At 59.3% G+C, this 21,126-nt stretch carries 22 protein-coding genes and 1 tRNA gene; 6 read left to right on the forward strand and 17 right to left on the reverse strand.

Annotation, left to right across the window (positions count from 1 at the left end; genetic code table 11):
* Position 1: 1 nt before the first annotated feature.
* From AA0Z93_RS16805 to AA0Z93_RS16840, 8 genes are all read right to left on the reverse strand, one after another.
* A complete protein-coding gene (locus AA0Z93_RS16805; RefSeq protein WP_413047818.1) occupies positions 2-757 on the reverse strand; it encodes a GntR family transcriptional regulator in 756 nt (251 codons plus the stop codon).
* An 88-nt stretch (positions 758-845) separates the two neighbouring features.
* The gene (locus AA0Z93_RS16810; protein ID WP_413047817.1) at positions 846-1,235 is read right to left on the reverse strand and encodes a carboxymuconolactone decarboxylase family protein; all 390 of its coding nucleotides are present in this window, start codon (positions 1,233-1,235) and stop codon (positions 846-848) included.
* Positions 1,236-1,371: 136 nt separating this feature from the next.
* Positions 1,372-1,857, reverse strand: coding sequence for a flavin reductase family protein (locus AA0Z93_RS16815; RefSeq protein WP_413047816.1), 486 nt, complete (start codon positions 1,855-1,857; stop codon positions 1,372-1,374).
* 14 nt (positions 1,858-1,871) lie between these two features.
* Positions 1,872-3,353, reverse strand: a complete 1,482-nt coding sequence (locus tag AA0Z93_RS16820) for an aldehyde dehydrogenase (RefSeq protein ID WP_413047815.1) — start codon at positions 3,351-3,353, stop codon at positions 1,872-1,874.
* Positions 3,350-4,183 (reverse strand): alpha/beta fold hydrolase, encoded by an 834-nt coding sequence (locus AA0Z93_RS16825; RefSeq protein ID WP_413047814.1) that lies wholly within the window; start codon positions 4,181-4,183, stop codon positions 3,350-3,352. The genes AA0Z93_RS16820 and AA0Z93_RS16825 overlap by 4 nt, the downstream gene beginning before the upstream one ends.
* A 59-nt stretch (positions 4,184-4,242) precedes the next feature.
* Positions 4,243-4,839 carry an amino acid synthesis family protein gene (locus AA0Z93_RS16830; RefSeq protein ID WP_413047813.1) on the reverse strand — a complete coding sequence of 199 codons (597 nt, stop codon included), beginning with the start codon at positions 4,837-4,839 and terminating at the stop codon, positions 4,243-4,245.
* Between the two features lie 231 nt (positions 4,840-5,070).
* Positions 5,071-6,114 carry an LLM class flavin-dependent oxidoreductase gene (locus tag AA0Z93_RS16835; RefSeq protein ID WP_413047812.1) on the reverse strand — a complete coding sequence of 348 codons (1,044 nt, stop codon included), beginning with the start codon at positions 6,112-6,114 and terminating at the stop codon, positions 5,071-5,073.
* 92 nt (positions 6,115-6,206) lie between these two features.
* Positions 6,207-6,692 (reverse strand): flavin reductase family protein, encoded by a 486-nt coding sequence (locus tag AA0Z93_RS16840; protein ID WP_413047811.1) that lies wholly within the window; start codon positions 6,690-6,692, stop codon positions 6,207-6,209.
* A gap of 313 nt (positions 6,693-7,005) precedes the next feature.
* On the opposite strand from AA0Z93_RS16840, the gene AA0Z93_RS16845 reads away from it, so the two are divergent.
* Positions 7,006-8,418: a purine-cytosine permease family protein gene (locus AA0Z93_RS16845; RefSeq protein ID WP_413047810.1), complete on the forward strand. Its 1,413-nt coding sequence runs from the start codon at positions 7,006-7,008 to the stop codon at positions 8,416-8,418.
* 191 nt (positions 8,419-8,609) lie between these two features.
* Here the strand turns inward: AA0Z93_RS16845 and AA0Z93_RS16850 are convergent, their stop codons facing one another.
* Positions 8,610-10,466, reverse strand: a complete 1,857-nt coding sequence (locus tag AA0Z93_RS16850; protein ID WP_413398537.1) for a methyl-accepting chemotaxis protein — start codon at positions 10,464-10,466, stop codon at positions 8,610-8,612.
* Between the two features lie 103 nt (positions 10,467-10,569).
* Here AA0Z93_RS16850 and sohB point away from each other — a divergent pair, with 103 nt between their 5' ends.
* Together sohB and AA0Z93_RS16860 are read left to right on the forward strand one after the other, a co-directional pair.
* On the forward strand, positions 10,570-11,589 hold the full coding sequence (gene sohB / locus AA0Z93_RS16855) for a protease SohB (protein WP_413047809.1): 1,020 nt from the start codon (positions 10,570-10,572) through the stop codon (positions 11,587-11,589).
* 150 nt (positions 11,590-11,739) lie between these two features.
* Positions 11,740-11,813, forward strand: a tRNA-Cys gene (locus tag AA0Z93_RS16860).
* Between the two features lie 97 nt (positions 11,814-11,910).
* On the opposite strand, the gene AA0Z93_RS16865 is transcribed toward AA0Z93_RS16860, so the two are convergent.
* On the reverse strand, positions 11,911-12,960 hold the full coding sequence (locus AA0Z93_RS16865; RefSeq protein ID WP_413047808.1) for a tyrosine-type recombinase/integrase: 1,050 nt from the start codon (positions 12,958-12,960) through the stop codon (positions 11,911-11,913).
* A 415-nt stretch (positions 12,961-13,375) separates the two neighbouring features.
* Here AA0Z93_RS16865 and AA0Z93_RS16870 point away from each other — a divergent pair, with 415 nt between their 5' ends.
* Together AA0Z93_RS16870 and AA0Z93_RS16875 are read left to right on the forward strand one after the other, a co-directional pair.
* The gene (locus AA0Z93_RS16870) at positions 13,376-14,254 is read left to right on the forward strand and encodes a hypothetical protein (protein ID WP_413047807.1); all 879 of its coding nucleotides are present in this window, start codon (positions 13,376-13,378) and stop codon (positions 14,252-14,254) included.
* Positions 14,255-14,269: 15 nt separating this feature from the next.
* A complete protein-coding gene (locus AA0Z93_RS16875; protein WP_413047806.1) occupies positions 14,270-14,809 on the forward strand; it encodes a hypothetical protein in 540 nt (179 codons plus the stop codon).
* Between the two features lie 146 nt (positions 14,810-14,955).
* Here AA0Z93_RS16875 and AA0Z93_RS16880 read toward each other — a convergent pair whose 3' ends face one another.
* From AA0Z93_RS16880 to AA0Z93_RS16905, 6 genes are all read right to left on the reverse strand, one after another.
* Complete coding sequence (locus AA0Z93_RS16880; RefSeq protein ID WP_413047805.1) at positions 14,956-15,201, reverse strand: DUF4224 domain-containing protein; 246 nt, start codon at positions 15,199-15,201, stop codon at positions 14,956-14,958.
* Between the two features lie 39 nt (positions 15,202-15,240).
* Complete coding sequence (locus AA0Z93_RS16885; RefSeq protein ID WP_413047804.1) at positions 15,241-15,738, reverse strand: hypothetical protein; 498 nt, start codon at positions 15,736-15,738, stop codon at positions 15,241-15,243.
* A 51-nt stretch (positions 15,739-15,789) separates the two neighbouring features.
* The gene (locus tag AA0Z93_RS16890; RefSeq protein ID WP_413047803.1) at positions 15,790-16,137 is read right to left on the reverse strand and encodes a DUF4406 domain-containing protein; all 348 of its coding nucleotides are present in this window, start codon (positions 16,135-16,137) and stop codon (positions 15,790-15,792) included.
* A gap of 301 nt (positions 16,138-16,438) precedes the next feature.
* Positions 16,439-16,600, reverse strand: a complete 162-nt coding sequence (locus tag AA0Z93_RS16895) for a hypothetical protein (protein WP_413047802.1) — start codon at positions 16,598-16,600, stop codon at positions 16,439-16,441.
* The gene (locus tag AA0Z93_RS16900) at positions 16,597-17,091 is read right to left on the reverse strand and encodes a hypothetical protein (protein WP_413047801.1); all 495 of its coding nucleotides are present in this window, start codon (positions 17,089-17,091) and stop codon (positions 16,597-16,599) included. Before AA0Z93_RS16900 ends, AA0Z93_RS16895 begins: the two co-directional genes overlap by 4 nt.
* Before the next feature lie 65 nt (positions 17,092-17,156).
* Positions 17,157-17,885, reverse strand: a complete 729-nt coding sequence (locus AA0Z93_RS16905) for a hypothetical protein (RefSeq protein WP_413047800.1) — start codon at positions 17,883-17,885, stop codon at positions 17,157-17,159.
* A gap of 50 nt (positions 17,886-17,935) precedes the next feature.
* Here AA0Z93_RS16905 and AA0Z93_RS16910 point away from each other — a divergent pair, with 50 nt between their 5' ends.
* A complete protein-coding gene (locus AA0Z93_RS16910; protein ID WP_413047799.1) occupies positions 17,936-18,868 on the forward strand; it encodes a hypothetical protein in 933 nt (310 codons plus the stop codon).
* Positions 18,869-18,898: 30 nt separating this feature from the next.
* Here the strand turns inward: AA0Z93_RS16910 and AA0Z93_RS16915 are convergent, their stop codons facing one another.
* On the reverse strand, positions 18,899-21,088 hold the full coding sequence (locus AA0Z93_RS16915; RefSeq protein ID WP_413047798.1) for a DNA cytosine methyltransferase: 2,190 nt from the start codon (positions 21,086-21,088) through the stop codon (positions 18,899-18,901).
* Positions 21,089-21,126: the final 38 nt, after the last annotated feature.

A 21,126-nucleotide genomic window follows, 5' to 3' on the forward strand; every position in this document is an offset into this window, starting at 1 on the left:
GTCAGCGGCCTATGCGAGGATCCTTGACGGTCAGGGGTTCGGCGATCGCGCGCAGCGAAGTCGTCGTGTCGTCCTGTTTCTGGCGCAGGTATTCCAAAGCGACTTTGGCAGCGGCACGCACATGGTCGACCGAAGCCTGGTGGGCGGCCTGCGGATCGCCGCTCTTGATCGCTTCGACGATTTTTTCCATCTCATGGTTACTGGCGCCACGGCGGTTCTTCTGCGAAACGGAGGTGGCGCGCAAGTAGCTGATGCGCGCCTGCAACTGACGCAGCTGTTGGGCGGCAACGCGGTTGCCCGAACCCTCTAGAAGCACATCGTAGAAGCCTTGCACCGAATCGAGCACCTGCTGCAACTCGCCCTGTTCGAGCGATTCGCGGTTTTCTTCCAGGGCACGTTCCAGAGCACGGATGTCCTTGCTCTTGGCATTGAGGGTGAACAACTGCACGATCAGCCCCTCGAGTACGCAGCGCAGCTCATAGATGTCACGCGCGTCTTCCAGGGTGATGATGGCGACACGTGGCCCCTTGGCATCGGCGAACTCGACCAGCCCCTCGGACTCCAGGTGGCGCAGCGCCTCGCGCACCGACGTACGGCTCACGCCCAGGCGGTCGCAGAGGTCGCGCTCGACCAGGCGGTCGCCGGGCAGCAAATGGAAATTCATGATCGCGCCGCGCAGTTTGTCCAGCACGATTTCACGGAGGGTGACGGGATTGCGATTGACCTTGAAGCTATCGTCGAGGGGCTGGCGTTTCATCAGGTGCGCTCTAATAGAGGCTGTGCGCCAACATCGTGGGAGCACCCAGGGGTCGGGTGCTTCCCGCAGTGGTTCAAACAGCCCGTTGTTATCGGGTTGACTCCGCGTCGGCTTCGGCGAACGCCTCACGGGCCAGGCGGAAACTGTCTACCGCTGCGGGGACGCCACAGTAGATGCCGACCTGCAGCAGGATCTCGCGAATCTGTTCACGGCTCAGGCCGTTGCGCAGTGCGCCGCGGATGTGCAGCTTGAGTTCGTGAGGGCGGTTGAGCGCGGAAATCATGGCCAAGTTTATCATGCTGCGCTCTTTGAGCGACAAACCATCCCGACCCCAGACATGACCCCAGCAGTATTCGGTCACCAGTTCCTGCAAGGGTTTGGTGAATTCATCGGCGTTCTGGATAGAGCGATTGACGTATTCTTCGCCCAGCACCTTAGTGCGGATTTCCAAGCCTTTTTCGTACTTTTCGTTGCTCATGCAGCGCTCCGAAATAAAAACGGGGGCCACGACCGAGGGTGAGTCGCGTAGCCCCCTAAAAGAGTGCGCGTGCCTTGGGCGGCCAAGGGTCAACTGACCTTGCGCAGCGCCAGGCCAAGGCATCGCAGCCGATCGATCAGCCCAATGCTGGCAACGCGCCGAGCTTGCCGCGATGGTAGACCATCGGCGTCAGCGGTTCTGCCGGCAGAATCAGGTTCTTCACCTCACCGACGATGATTGCGTGGTCGCCGCCATCGTACTCACGCCACAACTCACATTCGATCACCGCCGTCGCCCTGGGCAGCAGCGGGTTGCCCAGCTCGCTCATGTGCCACTCGATGTCCTTGGCCTTGTCCTTGCCTTTACCGGCGAAGGCATAAGCGGCGGCAGTCTGCTCGGCCGACAGCAGGTGGATCGCAAACTTCTTGCTGTCGCGCAGGATCGGATAAGTATCCGACGCATAGTTTGGGCAGAACAGCACCAGCGCCGGATCGATCGACAGCGCGCTGAACGCGCTGGCGGTGATGCCGACGATGCCGCCCTCGGCATCCAGGGTGGTGACCACCGTGACACCGGACGGGAAGGAGCCCATCACCTCTTTATAGATGCCAGGTTCGATCATCTTGGCGTTACCTCTTAGCGCATCACGAAGGGATCGGGCATCGGCGCGGTGGACAGGTTGATCCACACGGTCTTCAGCTCGGTATAGGCCAGCACCGAATCGATGCCGCTTTCACGGCCGTAGCCGCTGTTCTTGAAGCCGCCGATCGGCGCCATGGCCGATACTGCCCGATAAGTGTTGACCCAGATGATGCCCGAGCGCACGTCGCGGGCCAAGCGGTGGGCGCGGCCCAGGTCGCGGGTCCAGATGCCGGCGGCCAGGCCGAACTGCGAGTCGTTGGCCATGGCCAGCGCCTCTTCCTCGGTTTTGAAGCGAATCACCGAGGCCACAGGGCCGAAGACTTCTTCCTGCATGATGGTCATCGAGTTGCTGTCGCACTCGAACAGGGTCGGCTCGTAGAACCAGCCATCGCCCTCGACCTCGGCACGTTTGCCGCCCAGGTGCAGCTTGGCGCCTTCGGCTTTGGCCGCCGCGACCAGGCCCTCGACCACGGCCAGCTGTTGCGCGGTGGCCATGGGCCCCATTTCACTGGCGTCGTCTTGCGGATTGCCGATACGGATGCGCTTGGCGCGCTCGATCAGGCGGCTGACGAATTCGTCGAAGATCTCGTCCTGCACCAGCAGGCGCGAGCCGGCGACGCAGCTCTGCCCGGAAGCGGCGTAGATACCGGCCACCGCGCCATTGATGGCGCTGTCCAGATCGGCGTCGGCGAAGATGATGTTGGGCGACTTGCCGCCCAGCTCTAGGGACAGTTTGGCGAAGTTCTCGGCACTGCTGCGCACCACATGGCGGGCGGTCGCCGCGCCGCCGGTGAAGGCGATCTTGCGCACCAGCGGGTGGCGGGTGAGGGCGGCGCCGGTGGTCGGGCCGTAGCCGGTGACCACGTTGACCACGCCGGCCGGAAAGCCCGCTTCGAGGGCCAGGCGGGCCAGCTCGAGAATGGTCGCCGAGGCATGTTCCGAAGGTTTGAGCACGATGGTGTTACCGGCCGCCAGCGCTGGCGCCAGCTTGATCGCGGTCAGGTACAGCGGGCTGTTCCACGGAATGATGCCGGCCACCACGCCGATCGGCTCGTGCACCGTGTAGGCGAACAGGTCGGGCTTGTCCAGCGGTAGGGTGCCGCCTTCGAGCTTGTCGGCCAGGCCTGCGGTGTAGTGGAAGAACTCGGGCAGGTAACCGACCTGGCCGCGGGTTTCGCGGATCAGCTTGCCGTTGTCGCGGCTTTCCAGTTGCGCCAGGTGCTCTTTGTTCTCGGCGATCAGATCGCCCAAGCGGCGGAGCAGCTTGCCGCGCGCCGTGGCGGTCAGGCCGCGCCAGGCACTGCTGTCGAACGCGCGCTGGGCTGCCTGTACGGCCAATTCCACATCGCTTTCATCGGCGTCGGGCAGTTGCGACCAGGCTTGCGCGGTGGCCGGGTTGAGGCTGTCGAAGGTCTTGCCGTTCTGCGCATCGACCCATTGGCCGTCGATGCACATCTGGAAACGTACGAGGGTCATGCCACTATCCCCTTGGCTGATTCGTTGAGGGTGCGCGCGTGCGTGAGGAAGTCCAGCAGCATCTTGTTGACTTCGCGTGGCGCTTCGACCGGCATCATGTGCCGTTGTTCGGCCAGCACCACGCTCTGCGCATTGGGAATGCGCGCGGCCAACTGGCGCGCCATGGTCGGTGTGGAGCCTGCGTCCAGTTCACCGGTGGCGATCAGCGTAGGCGCTTGGATGCTGCCCAGATCGTCGGCGCGGTACATGTCCTGGGTCGCGAACAGCGAATAGGTGGTGTGGTAGCCCGACGGGTCGTTCTGCGCCAGCGTCTGGCGGATGGCGGCGACCTGCGCCGGATTGGCGGCCTTGTATTCGCGGCTGAACCAGCGGTCCAGCGCCGCATCGACGTTGGCGTCAGGGCCCAGCTCGGCGGCTTGGGCCGCGCGCGCGATCACGCCGGCACGCTGTTCGGTGGAACGGTTGAACACGCTGTTGAGCACCACCAGCGCCGACAGGCGCTGCGGGTAGTGCAGGGCGAAGGCGCGTGCCACCAGGCCGCCCATGGAGAAACCGATGACCGTGGCCTGGGGGATCTGCAAGTGGTCGAGCAGCTCGGCCAGCTGGTCGGCGTAACCTTGCAGCGGGGTGTCGGCAGCGGGTACGCGGCTTTGGCCATGGCCAAGCATGTCGTAGCAGATGACGCGGTGGTCGTTGGCCAGGCCCACGACCTGTCCGCCCCACATTTCCTTGTTCAGGCCCACGCCGTGGATCAGCACCACGGGATGCCCCTGGCCTTGGCTCAGGTAGCTGGTCCCGGCCGGCGTACGTTCAGCGACAGGCTGAATCATGGATGACGCTCCTTGAAAGCCGGCACGCTGAAGAGTCGCCCCGGCTTGTCTGGTTGTTGTTATTGAGCGTTGGCTTTCTCGGCAGCCAGTTCTTCCAGATCGATGTAGCGGTTGCCAATGCGTGGGTGCAGACGGCCACCGTCGGCAGCACCGAGCACGATGACGATCTCGTCGGCACGTGGCGCGTCTTCGATCTGCATTTCCAGGGTGATGTAGTGCGAACGCAGGCCTTCGTCGTCCTTCTGCATCATCGGGATCTGGATGGAGGTGCCCGGGCCGCCGCGCTTGTTGGTGAAGCTCAGGTAGCTCTTGGCTTGTACCGCTTCGCGATAGTGGTTGCCGAAGCGCAGGGTATGGATGACGGCCGAGGCGTGCTCGATCTCGCCATCAGCGCCGACCACGGCAGCTTTGCCGTAGGCTTCGATCTTGTCCGCGCCACCGATGGCGGCGGTCAGGCGCTCGACCATCAACGCACCCAGCTCCGAGCAGTTGGCACGGATTTCCGGCTTCAGGTCTTCGACGAAACCACGGCCTGCCCAGGGGTTCTTGATCACGACGGCCAGGCCGACCATGGTCACGGGCTTTTCGGCGGCTTTGAAGCCTTCGATGCGGGTCTCTTCGGAGTAGGTGACGATCTTGCGGATTTCGAAACTCATGAGCGGCTCCTGGGGAGGTTATCGGGTCTTGTTGTCTGATGGTATACCATAATATTTGTTCTGCAAGTGCCGGTGCCAAATTTCCCACGTGCTGTTGATCAAAGGTGCACTGCTCCGGTATTCGCGACGCGCCCTGTGCCGGTTTGCATGCCGAGGCTTAAAAAAAAGCCCGCACCGGGACCGTCGGTCTCCAGGGCGGGCGCGTCCTGCACTCAGTCAGGCAGTGGGAATTCAAGCGAAGGCGGGCACCACTTCCTTGATGAACAGCTCGAGGGATTTCTTCTTCTCGGCATGCGGCAGGCTGTTGTCACACCAGAAGCTGAATTCGTCGACGCCCAGTTCCTGGTAGTACTTGATGCGCGCGATGATTTCTTCGGGCGTGCCGATCATGGTGTTCTTGCGGATGTTGTCCAACGCGAAGGCCGGCACCTCGGCGAACTTCGACTCCGGGCTCGGCTCCAGGAAACCGTTGACCGGCGTGGTCTTGTTGCCGAACCAGGCATCGAAGGTGCGGTAGAAGCGCGAAATCGCTTCGGCACCGACTTTCCAGCCTTCGGGTTCTTCGGGGCTGTGTACGTGGGTATGACGCAGCACCATCAGCTGTGGACGCGGCACGTCCGGGTTGTTGTCGAGCGCGGCCTGGAATTTGTTCTTCAGATCCAGCACTTCTTCGTCGCCCTTCATCAGCGGGGTGACCATGACGTTGCAGCCGTTGGCTACCGCGAAATTGTGCGAATCCGGGTCGCGCGCTGCGATCCACATCGGCGGCATGCCGCTCTGCACAGGCTTGGGCACGCTGGTGGAGGTGGGGAACTTGTACACCTCGCCTTCGAAGGCGTAGTCGCCTTCCCACAGCTTGCGTACCACCGGAACCATTTCACGCAGCGCCTTGCCACCCTCGGTGGCGGGCATGCCATTGGCCATGCGGTCGAATTCGAACTGGTAGGCGCCACGGGCCAGACCGACTTCCATGCGACCGTTGCTGATCACGTCGAGCAAGGCGCATTCGCCGGCCACGCGGATCGGGTTCCAGAAGGGTGCGATGATGGTGCCGGCGCCCAGGTGGATGGTTTCGGTGCGCGCGGCCAGGTAGGCCAGCAGCGGCATGGGGCTGGGCGAGATGGTGTATTCCATGGCGTGGTGCTCGCCGATCCATACCGTGCTGAATCCGCCTTTTTCGGCCATCAGGGTCAGTTCGGTGAGGTCTTCGAACAGCTGGCGGTGGCTGACCTGGTCATCCCAACGTTCCATGTGCACGAACAGCGAAAATTTCATGGGGTACTCCTCGACGCGTGAAAGGTGTCGTCTGCCGGGCAGACGCCATGTAGCTCGACGGGCGCATCGGCGCCCGTGCGGTGATCAGGAAGTCAGGCGAGGGACGGCAGGCTGGCCATCTTGCCGCGGCAATACACCATCGGCTGGGCGGGCTGCTCGGGCACGATCAGGTTGAGCACCTTGCCGACCATGATGGCGTGGTCGCCACCTTCGTATTCACGCCACAGTTCGCATTCGATGACGGCAGTGGCGCCGGCCAGGATCGGGTTGCCCAGTTCGCTCAAGGTCCACTCGATGCCGGCGGCCTTGTCTTTGCCCTTGCGTGCGAAAGCATAGGCTTCGGTCTGCTGTTCACCGGAGAGCAGGTGAATGGCGAAGCGCTTCTGCTGGATCAGCACTGGGTAGGATTCGGAGGTGTAGTTGGGGCAGAACAGCACCAATGGCGGTTCCATCGACAGGGAAGAAAACGCACTTGCAGTCAGGCCGACGATCGCGCCGTCGTCATCGAGCGTAGTGATGACGGTGACGCCGGAGGGGAAGGAGCCCATGACGTTTTTATACACGGTTGCGTCGATCATGACGGAGTCCTCGAAGGGGAGCGGTAGGCCGCTTTTTATCGTTGATGTGTCTGATGGTATACCGTAATACCCAATTTGCAAGCACAAATTTCTGGACGCAAAAAAACATGATGGGCGGCTGTAGGCCACGGTTTACGGGGCCTCTATAGAATTACGGAAAGATCGACTGCTGAGCTGAAACGTATCAGTCAGCGAATTTTCCTACGGATCAGTGTTGTCAAAAAGTTGGAATACCATAATATGGTCTTCAGCTGAGAGGCCGCCACGATGCGGTTTCCTACAACGATAAAAACGACCTCCGAGCTCAAATCCTATGTCCCAGCCGTCTTCGCAAAAGCAGTTTGTCGAAAACCACACGGTCGATTACGTTCCACCTGCCGAGCGCCATGGGAAGGCGCGCGACCTGTTCACCCTCTGGTTCAGCACCAACATCGCGCCATTGCCCATCGTCACCGGGGCCATGGTCGTGCAGGTGTTCCACCTGAATCTGCTCTGGGGGCTGATCGCCATCGCCCTGGGGCACTTGCTCGGTGGGGTGGTGATCGCCCTGGCCTCGGCCCAGGGGCCGCAACTGGGCATTCCGCAGATGGTGCAAAGCCGCGGTCAGTTCGGGCGCTACGGCGCGTTGCTGATCGTGTTCTTCACCGCGCTCATCTACGTCGGCTTCTTCATTTCCAACATCGTGCTGGCCGGCAAGTCGATCCATGGCATCGCGCCGAGCGTGCCCATGCCGACCGCCATCGTCGTCGGCGCCCTGAGCGCCACGGCCATCGGTGTCATCGGCTACCGTTTCATCCATAGCCTGAACCGCATCGGCACCTGGGTGATGGGTTCGGCGTTGCTGGCCGGCTTCATCATGATGTTCGCCCAGGACCTGCCCGCCGACTTCTTCAGCCGCGGTGCCTTCAACCTGTCGGGCTTCATCGCCACCGTGTCGCTGGGCACCATCTGGCAGATCAGCTTCTCGCCTTACACCTCCGACTACTCGCGCTACCTGCCGCGTGAAGTGGGTATCGCCAAACCGTTCTGGGCCACTTACTTCGGCGCCACCCTCGGTACCATCCTGTGCTTCAGCTTCGGCGCGGTCGCCGTGTTGTGCGTGCCGGAAGGCACCGACGCCATGGACGCGGTGAAACAGGCCACCGGCTGGCTGGGCCCGATCCTGATGGTCCTGTTCCTGCTCAACATCATCAGCCACAACGCCCTCAACCTGTATGGCGCGGTGCTGTCGATCGTGACCGCGATCCAGACCTTCTTCGCCCACTGGACGCCGAGCATCAAGTTGCGCGTGGTGCTGGCCTCGGTGATCCTGCTGGCCTGCGGCACGGTGGCGCTGAACGCGTCGGCCGACTTCATCGGCCAGTTCATCGGCTTGATCCTGGCGCTGTTGCTGGTGCTGGTGCCTTGGGCCTCGATCAACCTGATCGACTTCTACCTGATCAAGAAAGGCCAATACGACATCGCTTCGATCTTCAGCGCCGACGGCGGTATCTACGGCCGCTTCAACCATCATGCGATCATCGCCTACGCCTGCGGCATCCTGGTGCAGCTGCCGTTCGCCAACACCTCGCTGTACGTCGGCCCTTACTCGAACATCGTCGAGGGTGCGGACCTGTCGTGGGTATTCGGCCTGCTGGTGACGGCGCCGCTGTACTACTGCCTGGCGACCCGCTGCAAGAACGGCAAGGGCATCAAGGCTGGCCGCGTGGTACCGGTCAATCATTGAGTCAAGCGACGACGCCGTATGAAGAAGGGCCGCCGATGCGGCCCTTTTTCTTTGTTGCAGCGATGCCCATGCAGGCTCCCCGCTTTAGGTGTTGCGCGCTTCGATTGCCAGACCCAGAGCCTGACGCACCGCAAGCGATCGAGTGGCGAGCGGTACGCGTTCCGAGCGATGCCGTCTTCAGAGCTTGAACTTCAGAGCTTGAACTGTGCCACCAGACCATTGAGGTCCACTGCCAGGCGCGACAGGTCCTGCGCCGCTGCGCTGGTCTGGTTGGCGCCCGCCGAGGTCTGCATGGCCAGGTCGCGGATGTTGACCAGATTGCGATCCACTTCGCGCGCCACCTGCGCCTGCTCTTCCGAGGCGCTGGCGATCACCAGGTTGCGCTGGTTGATCGAGGCGATGGCCTCGGCGATCACTTCCAGTGCCTGGCCGGCGCCCTGAGCCACGCTCAAGGTACCGTTGGCGCGGCCCTGGCTGTTCTGCATGGCGTTGACCGCACGGCCGGTGCCGGTCTGGATGCCAGCGATCATTTCCTCGATCTCTTCGGTCGATTGCTGGGTGCGGTGGGCCAAGGCACGGACTTCGTCGGCCACCACGGCGAAACCGCGGCCGGCTTCCCCGGCGCGCGCCGCTTCGATGGCGGCGTTGAGCGCCAGCAGGTTGGTCTGCCCGGCGATCGCGCCGATCACGTCCAATACCCGGCTGATGTCGTTGACGTGGCTGGCCAGTTGTTCGATCTCTTGGGCGGTGCTGGCCACGTCGCTGACCAGATGTTCGATGGACGCCAGCGCCTGGTTGACCTGCTGACGGCCGTCGCGGGTGTTCTGGTCGGCGCCCTTGGAGGCGTCGGCGGTGCTGACGGCGTTGTTCGCCACTTCCTCGACCGCAGCGGTCATCTGGTTCACGGCGGTGGCGGCCTGGTCGATCTCGGCGCTTTGCTGGTGCAATCCGCGGCTGGTGTCTTCCGTCACCGTGTGCAGCTCTTCGGAAGCCGAGGCCAATTGGTCGGAAGAGGCAGCGATCTTGCGCAGCGTGTCGCGCAGGTTCTGCTGCATGCCGGCCAAGGCGCGCAACAGCAAGGCAGGCTCGTCTCGTCCTTGTACGGAGATGGTGTGCGTCAGATCGCCGGTCGCGACGCGTTCGGCCACCGCTACGGCATCGGCCAGGGGGACGACGATGCTGCGGGTGAGGAGGGTGGCGATGGCGGCCAGCGCGAGCATAATCACCACCAAGGCGACGACGATCACCGTGAATGCTTCGTCTGCCACATCGCTGGACACTTGCGACGCATCCCGCGCGCCATCGCTGTTGAACGTTATCAACGCGCCCAGTGCGGTCATCATCGCATCGGCGTCGGCTGCCAGCGGGCCTGTGACCAAAGCTCTGGCCTCGGCTGCCTGGCCATTGTTCATTTGCTCGAACACCTGCGCCTGGCCATCGCGGTAACGCTGCCAAGCGCTATTGAATGCAGCGAACAGGACCCGGTCCTGTTCTTCCACGATGGTTTGGCGGTAGTCCTCGATGCGTGCCAGCAGCTGCTTGTCGAGCTCCTGCGTCGTGCTCAGGTTGCGCTTGCGCAGTTCGGCGTCGTCGTCCAGCAACGTGCGCAAGGTCATGGCGCGGGCACGGCCAATGTCGGTGCCAACGTCGCTCAGGGCAGAAATGGCCGGCAGCCAGGTGATGCGGATTTCGTCGGTAGCGGCGTCCATCTGCCGTGTCTCGTACAGCGCGAGCAGGCCCATCGTCAGCACTAGCACGCCCAAGAGGGCGAACATGCTCGCGGCCCGTCTACCGATCTTCATATTGCGAAACTGCATGGGTTGCTCCTGAACGTTGGCGGCACGTCGCCAGAGCGTGGTGTGAGCGGCTACCCAGGAGCCAGTCTCTGGAGACGATGCGCAGTGGGGCAAGGCGATCCTTACCTTCCGGGTATTGCGGCCAAAATGATTACACAACGCCACTATCCTGAACAGCGCTAGAACGCGGGTTTCAGGGCCTTCGGCAGACTTTGCAAGGGGGTTGGCAATAAAGAGCGGCGCAGGCGCCATGGAGGTTCGTGGCAGTGCAATGTCCGGTTAGAACCGGGCCGTACCCATCCGCCTCGCGCTTAGGTAGGATGAGCCTCTTTATTTCAGTATTTCCGAGGGCACCGTGGATTTTCTTGCCGAGTACGCAAGCTTTCTCGCTAAGACCGCAACCGTGGTCATTGCGCTGTTGGTCGTGTTGTCAGCCTTCGTGGGCCTACGCGGCAAAGGCCGGCGCAAGGCCGGGGGGCAACTGCAAGTCACGCGCTTGAACGATTTTTACAAAGAACTGCGCGAGCGGCTCGAATCCGGTCTTCTGGACAAAGCCCAACTCAAGACGCTGCGCAAACAGCAGGCGAAAGCCGAAAAGCGTTCGCGTAAAGACCAAACCACCGATAAACAGCGTGTGTTCGTGCTGGATTTCGACGGCGACATCAAGGCCTCCGCCACGCAAAGCCTGCGTAACGAGATCACCGCCTTGCTCACCTTGGCCACGCCCCAGGACGAAGTGGTGCTGCGCCTGGAAAGCGGTGGCGGGCTGGTGCACAGCTACGGCCTGGCCGCTTCGCAACTGGCGCGCATCCGCCAGGCTGGCATTCCCCTGACCGTGTGCATCGACAAGGTGGCCGCCAGCGGCGGATACATGATGGCCTGCATCGGCGAGAAGATCGTCAGCGCGCCATTCGCCGTGATCGGCTCGATCGGCGTGGTAGCCCAGGTGCCCAACGTTAACCGCCTGCTAAAGAAGCACGACATCGATGTCGAAGTGCTCACCGCCGGCGAATACAAGCGCACCCTGACGGTACTGGGCGAAAATACCGAGAAGGGCCGGGAGAAATTCCAGGAAGACCTCGACATCACCCACGAGCTGTTCAAGAACTTCGTGACCCAATACCGTCCGCAGTTGCACATCGACGAAGTGGCCACTGGCGAAGTCTGGCTGGGTGTGGCGGCGTTGAACCGGCAGCTGGTCGACGAACTGGGCACCAGCGACGAATACCTGAGCACCCGCGCCCGTCAGGCGCAGTTGTTCCATCTGCACTTCGCCGAGCGCAAGAGCTTGCCCGAGCGCATCGGCATGGCCGCCAGCGGAGCAATGGAAAGCGGGTTCGTCAGTCTTTGGAGCAAGCTGGGTCGCTGGCGTTAACACCTTGAGTGGCTTGGAAATTTTTTCACGGGTGGGGTTGCAAGGTCTGGGGAATGCGGACATAATGGCCCCCATCGAAACGCAAACAGCTTGAAAAAGTCGTTTAGTTTCAAGGAGATAGCTAAGTTTGATGCTAGCTCCGAACTTTGAGGCCGAGTAGCAAAGTGGTTATGCTCCGGATTGCAAATCCGTCTACGCCGGTTCGATTCCGACCTCGGCCTCCATATTCGAAAGCCCCGCAGATTCACGTCTGCGGGGTTTTTCTTTTGAGTCGAAAAACTAGCAGTTCCGAAACTTTTGGGCAGGAGTTCCGAAACTCGGTCATTTAGTAGGGCTCGCGATTACCCCCACGCGGCGATAAACCCGCTCTGTGATTCCTTCCTTGGAATGGCCCAGCAGCAGGCTGGCCTCGGCCACATCGTTGATCTCCGAAGCGGCTTTCGGACGGATGTCTCTGAATTGAAATTGGGCGATGCGCGCTGCCAGCTCAGGGTTCTTTAAACTGATGGCTTGCAAACGTGCAGCCTCTCGCGCTTCGCTCCATCGGTTTCGAAGCATGCCCCAACTCATGCGCTTGCCGTGCTCGTTCAAGATGAAGAACGGGGAGGCATGTTGCTGGGTGCGCAGCTTGATGCGCTCCAGAAGCGTGCCGAGGCTGTTGTTCACGCCGTTCACTTCTAGGATGATCCTCAGCCGCTTACCGGTCTTGCCTTGGCTCACCAGCAGATGGCTCCCTTCCACATCATCTTTGCGCATGGACAGCACGTCTGACGGCCGTTGGCCAGTCAGGTACGCTAGGTCCATCGCGTCCTTCAGCTCCTCTGGAGCTGCTTCATAAACTGCGAGCCACACGGTTTCATTGGCGTAGAAGTCGCGCGGTTTCTCCTTGTTCTTCCTGATGCCCAAGCAGGGATTTTCTTTGACCGTCAGCCCCCATTCCCTGGCTGTATTGAACACATGCGAGAGTAGAGCAATTTCCCGATTGGCGCGGGTTTTGCCTGAGCGGGAGTCGCGGTAGTGGGCGATCATCGACGGCGTGATCGCGTCGATCGGCGCAGGATCGAACACAGTCCGGAGCTGTTTGAGCTCGTAGACGTTGTCTTTCTGGGTTCTCGGGGCTTTCTTCGGGATGATGTGCTTTTCGTACTGGTCGAAAATCCCTTTCATGGTGGTCAACTCGACGGGGGCCGACTTGGCTTCCAACTCAGCCCACTTGAGCTTGGCTTTTGGGAGATCGGTACCGAGGGGGATTTCTTTTCCTACCTGGTCGCGGTAGTAATACCCGACCCACACTTTGCCGCTTTTTCTAACTCGCTTGCGCCGGTACATGCCCGGCGGCAGGTCGCGGTTCTCGGGCCTTCTAGGGCGCATTTGATTTTACTCTAGGAAAATTGAGTTATGAGCCCCTGCTGAGACTGGGGCAATTGCGATTGTATAAATCAGGCTGCAGATGTCGTTGCTGGCACGAATCCCGACTCACCAACCCACGAGCGATCCACCCGGTCAGGGGGGGCGCCACCACTATTCGTCCGAAAAAGCCGCAATTGAGCTACATAGTCAAGGTTCAGCTGGTGGTAGCTACAAGTGCCGGGTACATTACGCATGCGCGGACCTGTACGCTCATTTCAGATTTTGCAATCCGAGATGAGAGTGGTGGTTTGCGGAAAAGGCTGGTGCTGTAAGTGAACGATTACCCACAAGCCGTAAGCCTAATCCAGGTGGTGTAGGTTAGAGCTATACTGAATTAGAGAAAATTATTCTCTGGCTGGAAATAAAAGGATTTTCAATGAAGGTTTACTTTACTCCTGTAAAATTGGTAGCCGCAAGTAACAGGTTGAGTCTCAGGCAGTTCTTTGATGAGCTAGTAAGAACATATGCGGGAGAGGCAGATTTCAGATCTTTGGATAAAGAGGTTAAGTTTAAGTTTTTCGATGACAAAGATTCATTTATAGTTGTAGTTCTCACAATCAAGGATATAAAGAATTTTTGCGAGGGAGACGACGATGGTGTTGATTTTACTTGGAAGATAAGTGGCGACTTATCGAATAAAATCGCTGAGACAAATATATTGGTTATTAGTAAAGCAAATTACGCTGGCGCCTATCTGAATAACGAGGGTTCAGTGCGTTTGAATAGTTTTGAGTCCAAGATGAGGTGGATTTTTTTAAAAAAAATACGGAACACGTACAATCATGCAAAGCGAAGTGAAAAGTTCAATGTTAGCCGGCTAGTGGATTCGGCAGACATAATAAATAAGGTTTCTCGCTTTAGTGAGATTGATGAGATAAATGCAACTTTCACTTATCCGACTACTTCTTCGAGAATGAATAGCTCGATATTCAAGGCCGCTAAGAGTATTAGGATGGTTCAACGTGTAGGACATTTTTCTCTTAAGACTAAATCTAGTAAACAGGAAATGGCTGATTATCTAGAAGGGCTTGTCAAAAAAGGGTACTCTGGCGTCAGCGTAAAAGGGGTGGGTCCGATGAATATGGCAGGAGAAACCATCGGTATTGCTGATGCAGTCAACAGTATTTACTCTATGGAATATTCCGATTATATATCATCATTAAACGGCGTAAGTTTGAGTAAGTTTTTAAGTTGTGATTTGTTTAAAGATGCTAAGAAAGAGATACTTTCCAATATTTTGGTTAAGAAAGCTTAGCACTTTGGAGGAGCCATGCAAAAAACAATTCTCTTCATCTGCTGTGTTACTGCGGTTGTAGTTTACACGCTAACCCTTGCTGTTGCTCGAGAGCTAGCGGGTTGTTGGGATGTCGTAGTCTCTGCTTACCATACGGGAGTTAGAGGGTACGTGTTTGCGGCCTTTTTAGGTGCGTCCTCTTTCTTGATCTCCTTGCTGACTTTTCTTGTAATCAATATCAAAGAGAAAATGTTTGATAGTTCTGACTACTTAAAATTATATGTGATGCATATGAATTTGAGTGAAGGTGATTCAATTCCTAAAAAAGACCTGTACAAGCCTCTTAGGTTGATAACTAGCATGTTGGTAATCGCTATATTTTTATGCATTGTTTCGTCTGTTACTCAGCTTACCTTGGGTTTTTCAGACAGCAAGGTAGTATTATTGATTCCGACATTCATCCCTTTTTTAGCTGTGTCCTTTTTAACATCTTCTCTTTTCCAAATATACAGTCTTATCAAGCAGTGGTTAAGTGCTGATGATAGCTTTATCGTTGTGTCTCAAGAGCATCTGTAGTAGAAATTGCTCCTTATAATCTTTTAACATGACAAGCGGATTACTGATTTTTAGTATGAGGGAGATGATAGTAAAGTAGGCCTGCGATTCGTATCCTAAGGAGGATTTTTCGCTGCTAAAGTAGTCTTCTATACTCTATTTCGATTTTACTTCAACTGTGAGAAGTCTGGCACCCATGCGGACTTGAGAGGTGTTGGGGGGAGGGTCGGCGTCGATTCCACAACGAGACCGCTCAACATGAATCTAGCATATTGGCGACCTACAAGAGGGCGGCCACCGCGGCTTTCAACAAAGTGCCAGCCGTGAGAACTCAGCCAACGGCGCTGATATGCCCGAGGTTTATAGCCGGTGATTTCCACCAGTTCGGTATCCGTGAGGATTTCGGTTTCCATAGGTTGGTCTCCGCGCCGCCGGCGGCGGCAGGTTGGTGGTCAGGCTGGGATTTTTGCGAGCACCGCGTCGACGACCTTGAGTGCCCGTTGGGCATCGCTCACGTAGGCCGGGTCAAAGCCGCCGGCGTAATGGATGACTCGCTGGCAGGCATCGAGCTCTTTGCGCGCCAGACGCAAAGCCTGAACCAGCTCCTCCTGCAGCTCGCCCTCGGCACGGCCAATGTCCCAGAAGCGCTGGCACCAATGGCCCTCGGGCAGCGGGGTGCCGTTCTGCTTCCCGCCTACCATCGCGCCCACGGCTGCATCGCAAACTCCGCGCTTGTAGGCATTGTCGCCATCCAGGCTCAGGCCGCCGCGCCGGCGCAGCGTGGATACCACATCGTCAGCTTCGACGCCTGGGCCTTTCAGCAGGATGTCCTGCTCTGGCTCGTCAGGCACGTAGATGATCAGCGACAGCTTGGCCCCAGGCGTGAGGTGCTCACTGATTGTCACCAACGCATCGTTGGCGACTTCGTGGAATCGGTTGACTGCGGACATAGGAAATCCTCGCCCGCGCGCATCGGCGGGCTTCAGTAGTAGGGGAAGGGGTTAGGAGACTTTGGTGAGCCAGGTATCGGCCATACGCAGGAAGGTGCTGAGCGGGTAGACAGGCAGGCCCAGGCCGCGCGCCAGGTCCACCTCAACCTTGGCGCCGCGCGATGCCTCCCAGCCAGGCAGCGTCACGATGCAGTCGACCTTGGCGATCTGGGCCACGGCCATGCGCATGTATCCGAGCCAGCTACCACAGGGTGGCACCGGGCTTTCTGCGGGATTCTCGACGTGCAGGCCGTATACCGAACGCAGCTTGAATGCTGCGTTGTTGAAGGCTGGATAGTTGAAGTCGGGCAGGCCGGTCATGGGGCCAGAGAGATAGATGCGACGAGCAGAGTTGGTCATGACGAAACCCTCTCTACCACAGTCGCCTTTGCGCGTTCAATGGTTCCGAATTTGCTCCGGCGCTGAATATCCTTGAGGTTCCGGCACCCGTACATCATTAGGCCAGAGGTGAGTTCGCGCCGTGTGCGGCCTACCTCCATGATTCCTTTCACGCCATGCCGGCACAGCACGTAAGCGCTCTTGTAAGTCCCATCACGAAGCATGATGGTGTAGAAAGACAAACGCACTGCCATGCGCCAACTGTCGCTGTCGTCGGACGGGCGCATGCGGCGGGTGTACAGTTGACCCTTTCGATACTTGCTCACAGCTCATACCTCTCATCAATCCAGCGCCCAGGCGTCAGTGCGGGTGTAGGTTCGGGTTGTTGTTCGTGCGGGGAGAGCTGGCGGCCGGGTTCGGCGTGCGCCAGGTCTGCGCTGACGCCGGTGGCCAGCAGCAGTAGGCAAAGGGCGAGGCGGGTCATGGCTGCACCTCGCCGGCGTCAGGAATCTCGTCGAATTTATAGGTCTTGATGACGCGCTCCTGCACGCCTGCAACCCTGATGAACTTGGCTTCTTGCACCCATGGATAGGCGTCGGGGTCACCATGTTTGCCGCCACCGCTCATCTCGCAGAAGGCCAGTGCGCGGCCATCAGACAAGATGAAGGCTTTCACGTCGACCTCGTAATTTCGCCCCCAGCTGTAGTGGCACCATTCGGCAATGCCGCTGACATCAACTGCGCCGTAGCGGGCCTCGTTGACGGCGTCGTCATGCTCGTTTTCTTCAAATATCACCTCCAGCAGATCGCCCGGCGCTGCGGCGAGGAAGGCGTAGTCGACCGCAGCAGACTGGCCATCGTCATCGGTGAAGGTGTAGTCGTAACCGAAGTCCAAGCCTTTGCGCATGACCAGCAGCATGGCCATCTGGCTTGCGGTCAGAGTGCTGAGAGATTCGTGGATGTTTTCGTTGAGCACGCGCACTCCTTTGCCGCCATATCGCGGCAGTGAATAGAGGGGAGAGGGGTTACAGCGGGGTGGGGTTACTGCTTGCGCTCAAGGGCGGCGCGGGCTTGCCAGCCCTCCCAGGAATCCTGAATACTGGGATTCCTGTAGTCTTCGGGGCAGTCTTCGTCGCGCGCCAGGTTCCAGACCCGGTGGTGGTACTCGAAGGCCGCCCGCTCATCGATCTCAACCGGCGCGCTCGGCTCTGCGCTGGCGGATAGAGCCTCGATGCGGCGAATAAAGCCGCGCTCATGCGCCCACCGCTCGCCATTGAGCCGGAACTTTATATCTCTGAGCAACGCCTGCGCCTCGGCCAGCTGGGCGCGCAGGGTTTCGAGTTCAGCACGCTGATCGCAGACCACTTTCCAATGCTTGCTGACGCCTTTTCGCAGCCGCTCAAGCTCGTCAGGGTCGTCTCGGGTGTAGACCTGGGCGCTACCGTCCTCACTGCACAGGTCCGGGGCGTTGTCCGCCACCAGCAGCGTCATGCCGGCGAACAGCTCGGCGGTACCGCCTTCAAGCAGCCAACTCGGTGCAAGGCCGCCGTCGCCATCATCAGTCAGGGTTGCCACTGCCGTGAGCATGATCGGCATGCTCTGGTGCTGCTGGGCTGGCTGGCCGAACTGCGCGCAAATGGCTTCCCAGATTTCGCGTGCGCCGCCACCACATGCACGGGCTTGAGCAGTGATCAGCTCCGCCAGTTCTTCCGAAAGCTCGCGGGGGAAGCTGACCATCTCTGTATTGCTGGATCGGTTTTCTGTGGGCATGGGAATACCTCAAAGCTATGATTGACGCTTTGCTAATTGGGACTAGTTCCATGACTAACAAAGACACATTCGGATTTACCTGCTTCAACGGCTATCTTGCGTGGGTGGTTTTCCACTCTGGTCAGGCTTTTTGCTATGTCCCACAATATGGCGATTGGTATGAGAGTAAGTACGATCTGAATGGTTTGGATGTAAATGTTGACTCCGCGCGCATTTTTCTCGAACGAAGTGGTGTGCATATCAAGGGGGATGGGGTACGTATGAATCTTCAACCCGGCCAGTATTATCCGCGTATATGGCGTGGAACATTAAAATCTGGGCTGCTGTCGGACTCTTACGATAAGCTTAACCCCTTTGCTGCGTATGGAAGCAGCTACAACCAGAGTATAGTCGCGGCTGAAAGCCTCATGATGGCAGTTAAAGAAGTCTTTCGGTATGTCGAGCCCGCTACGGATAATTCAAGCAGCTATAGTCACCGATTGCGTGAGTTATTAATATTGCTTTGTACTGAGATTGAAGCCTGTTGGTCTGGAGTGCTTAAGGCAAACGACATGGAGTTGGGTGACATACATAGGCTCACTACAAAAAACTATATAAAGGTGTGTACGCCTTTGAGGCTTACAGAATGGAAAGTGCGTCTCAAAGACTATGATCTCGAATTCCAACCATTCCGCTATTGGAATTCTTTACAGTCCACGAAAAGTCTATCTTGGTACAATTCCTATAATGCCGTTAAGCATGACCGGGAAAAGAACTTTTATTTAAGCACTCTTGGCAATGTTTTGGAGGCGGCAGCGGCGTTGCACATCATGCAGGTGGCGCAATTCGGGCCGGGAGTTTACGAAATGTTGCGTCAAAACCGTTTTTCCATTTTCCATATTAGTCAGATGCCCGAAATCACTCTCTCAGAGATTTACCTTTCGAACAAAGTTTCAGATGAAAAATTTGACTTCCCGATTAGGCTGGCAGGTTGTCGAATCTGACATTTCTAAGGAGGGCAACCGTCTAAAATTTCAAGCTGCAGCGGCGTTTTCTTGAATAATCTTCCAAGGGTCATTTGCACGGGCCAAGGCGGCCATTGGGGGCGGGCTGACGCTGTTGCCGCACATGTGTACCTGCTCAGTCTTCGTAAACGGTTTGCCATCGGCGCCGCGGTCTGTCACATAGTCAGCCGGGAAGCCCTGGGCGCGGTACAGCTCGTGCGGCTGCAGCATGCGCAGGCAGATGTCGACGATTACATAGGGCGTGCCCTGCACGTAAACGGTGACCAGCGCCAGGCGATCCTTGGTGGTGATGGTCGACAACGGTTCATCGCAGGCGCTGACGTTGTGCGTGCCGTAGTAGCGGATCAGGAACGCGGCGACTCGCAGGGCGCCTTCCTCGTGCTCTGGCGAAAGCTTGTACTCGACCAGAGCGTGGTGCTCGGCGCCGGCGGTCATTGTCGGTACCGGCTCTTCGGCGCCGCGGCCGGTGCAATTCCGGCGTAGCGTTGCTAAGTGCGCAGTCGTAAGCCGTTGCTGGCTACCGGTATTTGTTACCGTGCTTATTGGATCGCTCATGGGCCGGCCGCAGGTTGTGTTGAATCCGCCGTTGGCCTGCTCAATGAACGCTGTGTACACTCCCAGCGCATGGGCGGCGCCTGCCGGCCGCTTGTAGTTGCCACCGCTGGTGATAGTCGGCACCGGCTCGGTTGCAGCGGAGCCCTCGCTATCGAAGCGGAACTTCACCATGTGGGCCGAGGCCAGCGCGCGGTGGCTGCGCGTCATAAGCGTGCCCAGCGGTTGGTCCGGCGTCACGGGCAGGCCGGCATACTGCGGGCCGCCGGCACCGACCAGCACCGCCGAGGCCAGCGCGCGGCCGTTGCTCGCGGTCACTGTGCCCAGCGGGTCGCCTGCATCCTTGCAGCCTGCGCCCCAGCGCTGGGGTCCGCCTGGGCGGCCTTCGCCGTGCGCGGCGGCAATCATTACCGGACTCGCCATCATCAGCTCACCACGGTTGGCCGCGGTGACCGTCGGCAGTGGATCGGCCGGATCGTTGACGCGATCGGCACCCTGATGTGTGGCCGGCAGAATCACCGCGCTCGACAGCGCATGCTTCACGCCGCCGGCCACTACTGTGCCCAGCGGCTGATCCAGGCCTGGCACCCGCGGCGCCTGGCCCTGGCGCTCGCCGTAACCGGTTTGCACTAGGGTAGGGCTGGCCATGGCGAAGGAGCCTCCACGCGGCCAGCTGGTGACAGTGCGCAGCGGCTCCTGTGCTGATTGCGCGAGTTCGCCGGACCAATTGGCGATCGGCACGATGAACGGGGCCGTGCTGTCCAGTACGAACTTGTGCATACCCTTGGCTACCCGGCGCAGGGTTGCATCAGCCAGCGACTTCTTGCGGCCGAAAATGCTCTTGCTCGGCACGCTCCAGTCGATGCAGTCGGCAGCAGTACGCCACTTCTGTTGGCCCTTGGCCGGGCTCTTGGCGTGAGTTGGTTCGGGCCACACGATCGGCTGGCCATCGCAGCGCGCCAGCATGAACAGCCGTTCGCGGCTGGTAGGCGCACCGTAGTCGCAGGCCTTCAGGATCCGCCACTCCACCTGGTAGCCCATGCCTTCGAGCAACTGGACGAAACGGCGCCAGGTTGTGCCGCGCCGCTTGGGGTCCGGCACTAGGAACTGCTGGTGCACCGGCACGCGCTCGCCCGGACCTGCCACAGTGCCGTCCAGCTTCATCACGCGGCCGGTGGCCTTGTCACGTTTGGCAATCAGCCGGCCCCACTGCAGGATCTGCTTCACGTTCTCCAGGCTGATGACCCGCGGCCGCTTTTTGCCCGCCCACTTCAGGCCGATCCACGACAGATTACGAATCTCCCGCTTGCGCGGCTGGCCACCGGCGGCTTGGCTGTGGTGGGTGCAGTCGGGCGACATGTGGAACCAGCCGACCGCACGCCCCTGGCACTCAGTGTCGGGGTCGCCGTCGAACACGTCCGTGATGAAGTGCCGGGCGTGCGGGTGGTTCACGGTGTGCATGCTGATCGCGGCCGGGCTGTGGTTCTTGGCCACGTTCACCGCACGGCCCAGGCCCATTTCCAGACCGGTACCGGCGCCGCCGCCACCGCAGAAGAAGTCAACGACGATCTCATCGTCTTGGGGATTGAAGCCCAGTCCGTACTGGGTCTTGAAGTCGCTGGGGTCTTGCTTGCGTTTCGCGCGCATGGGCGTTCCTCGCCTGGTGGCGTGTCAAATAGCTTGTG

The organism is Pseudomonas phoenicis (genome assembly GCF_047302395.1).
Classification (GTDB): Bacteria; Pseudomonadota; Gammaproteobacteria; order Pseudomonadales; family Pseudomonadaceae; genus Aquipseudomonas.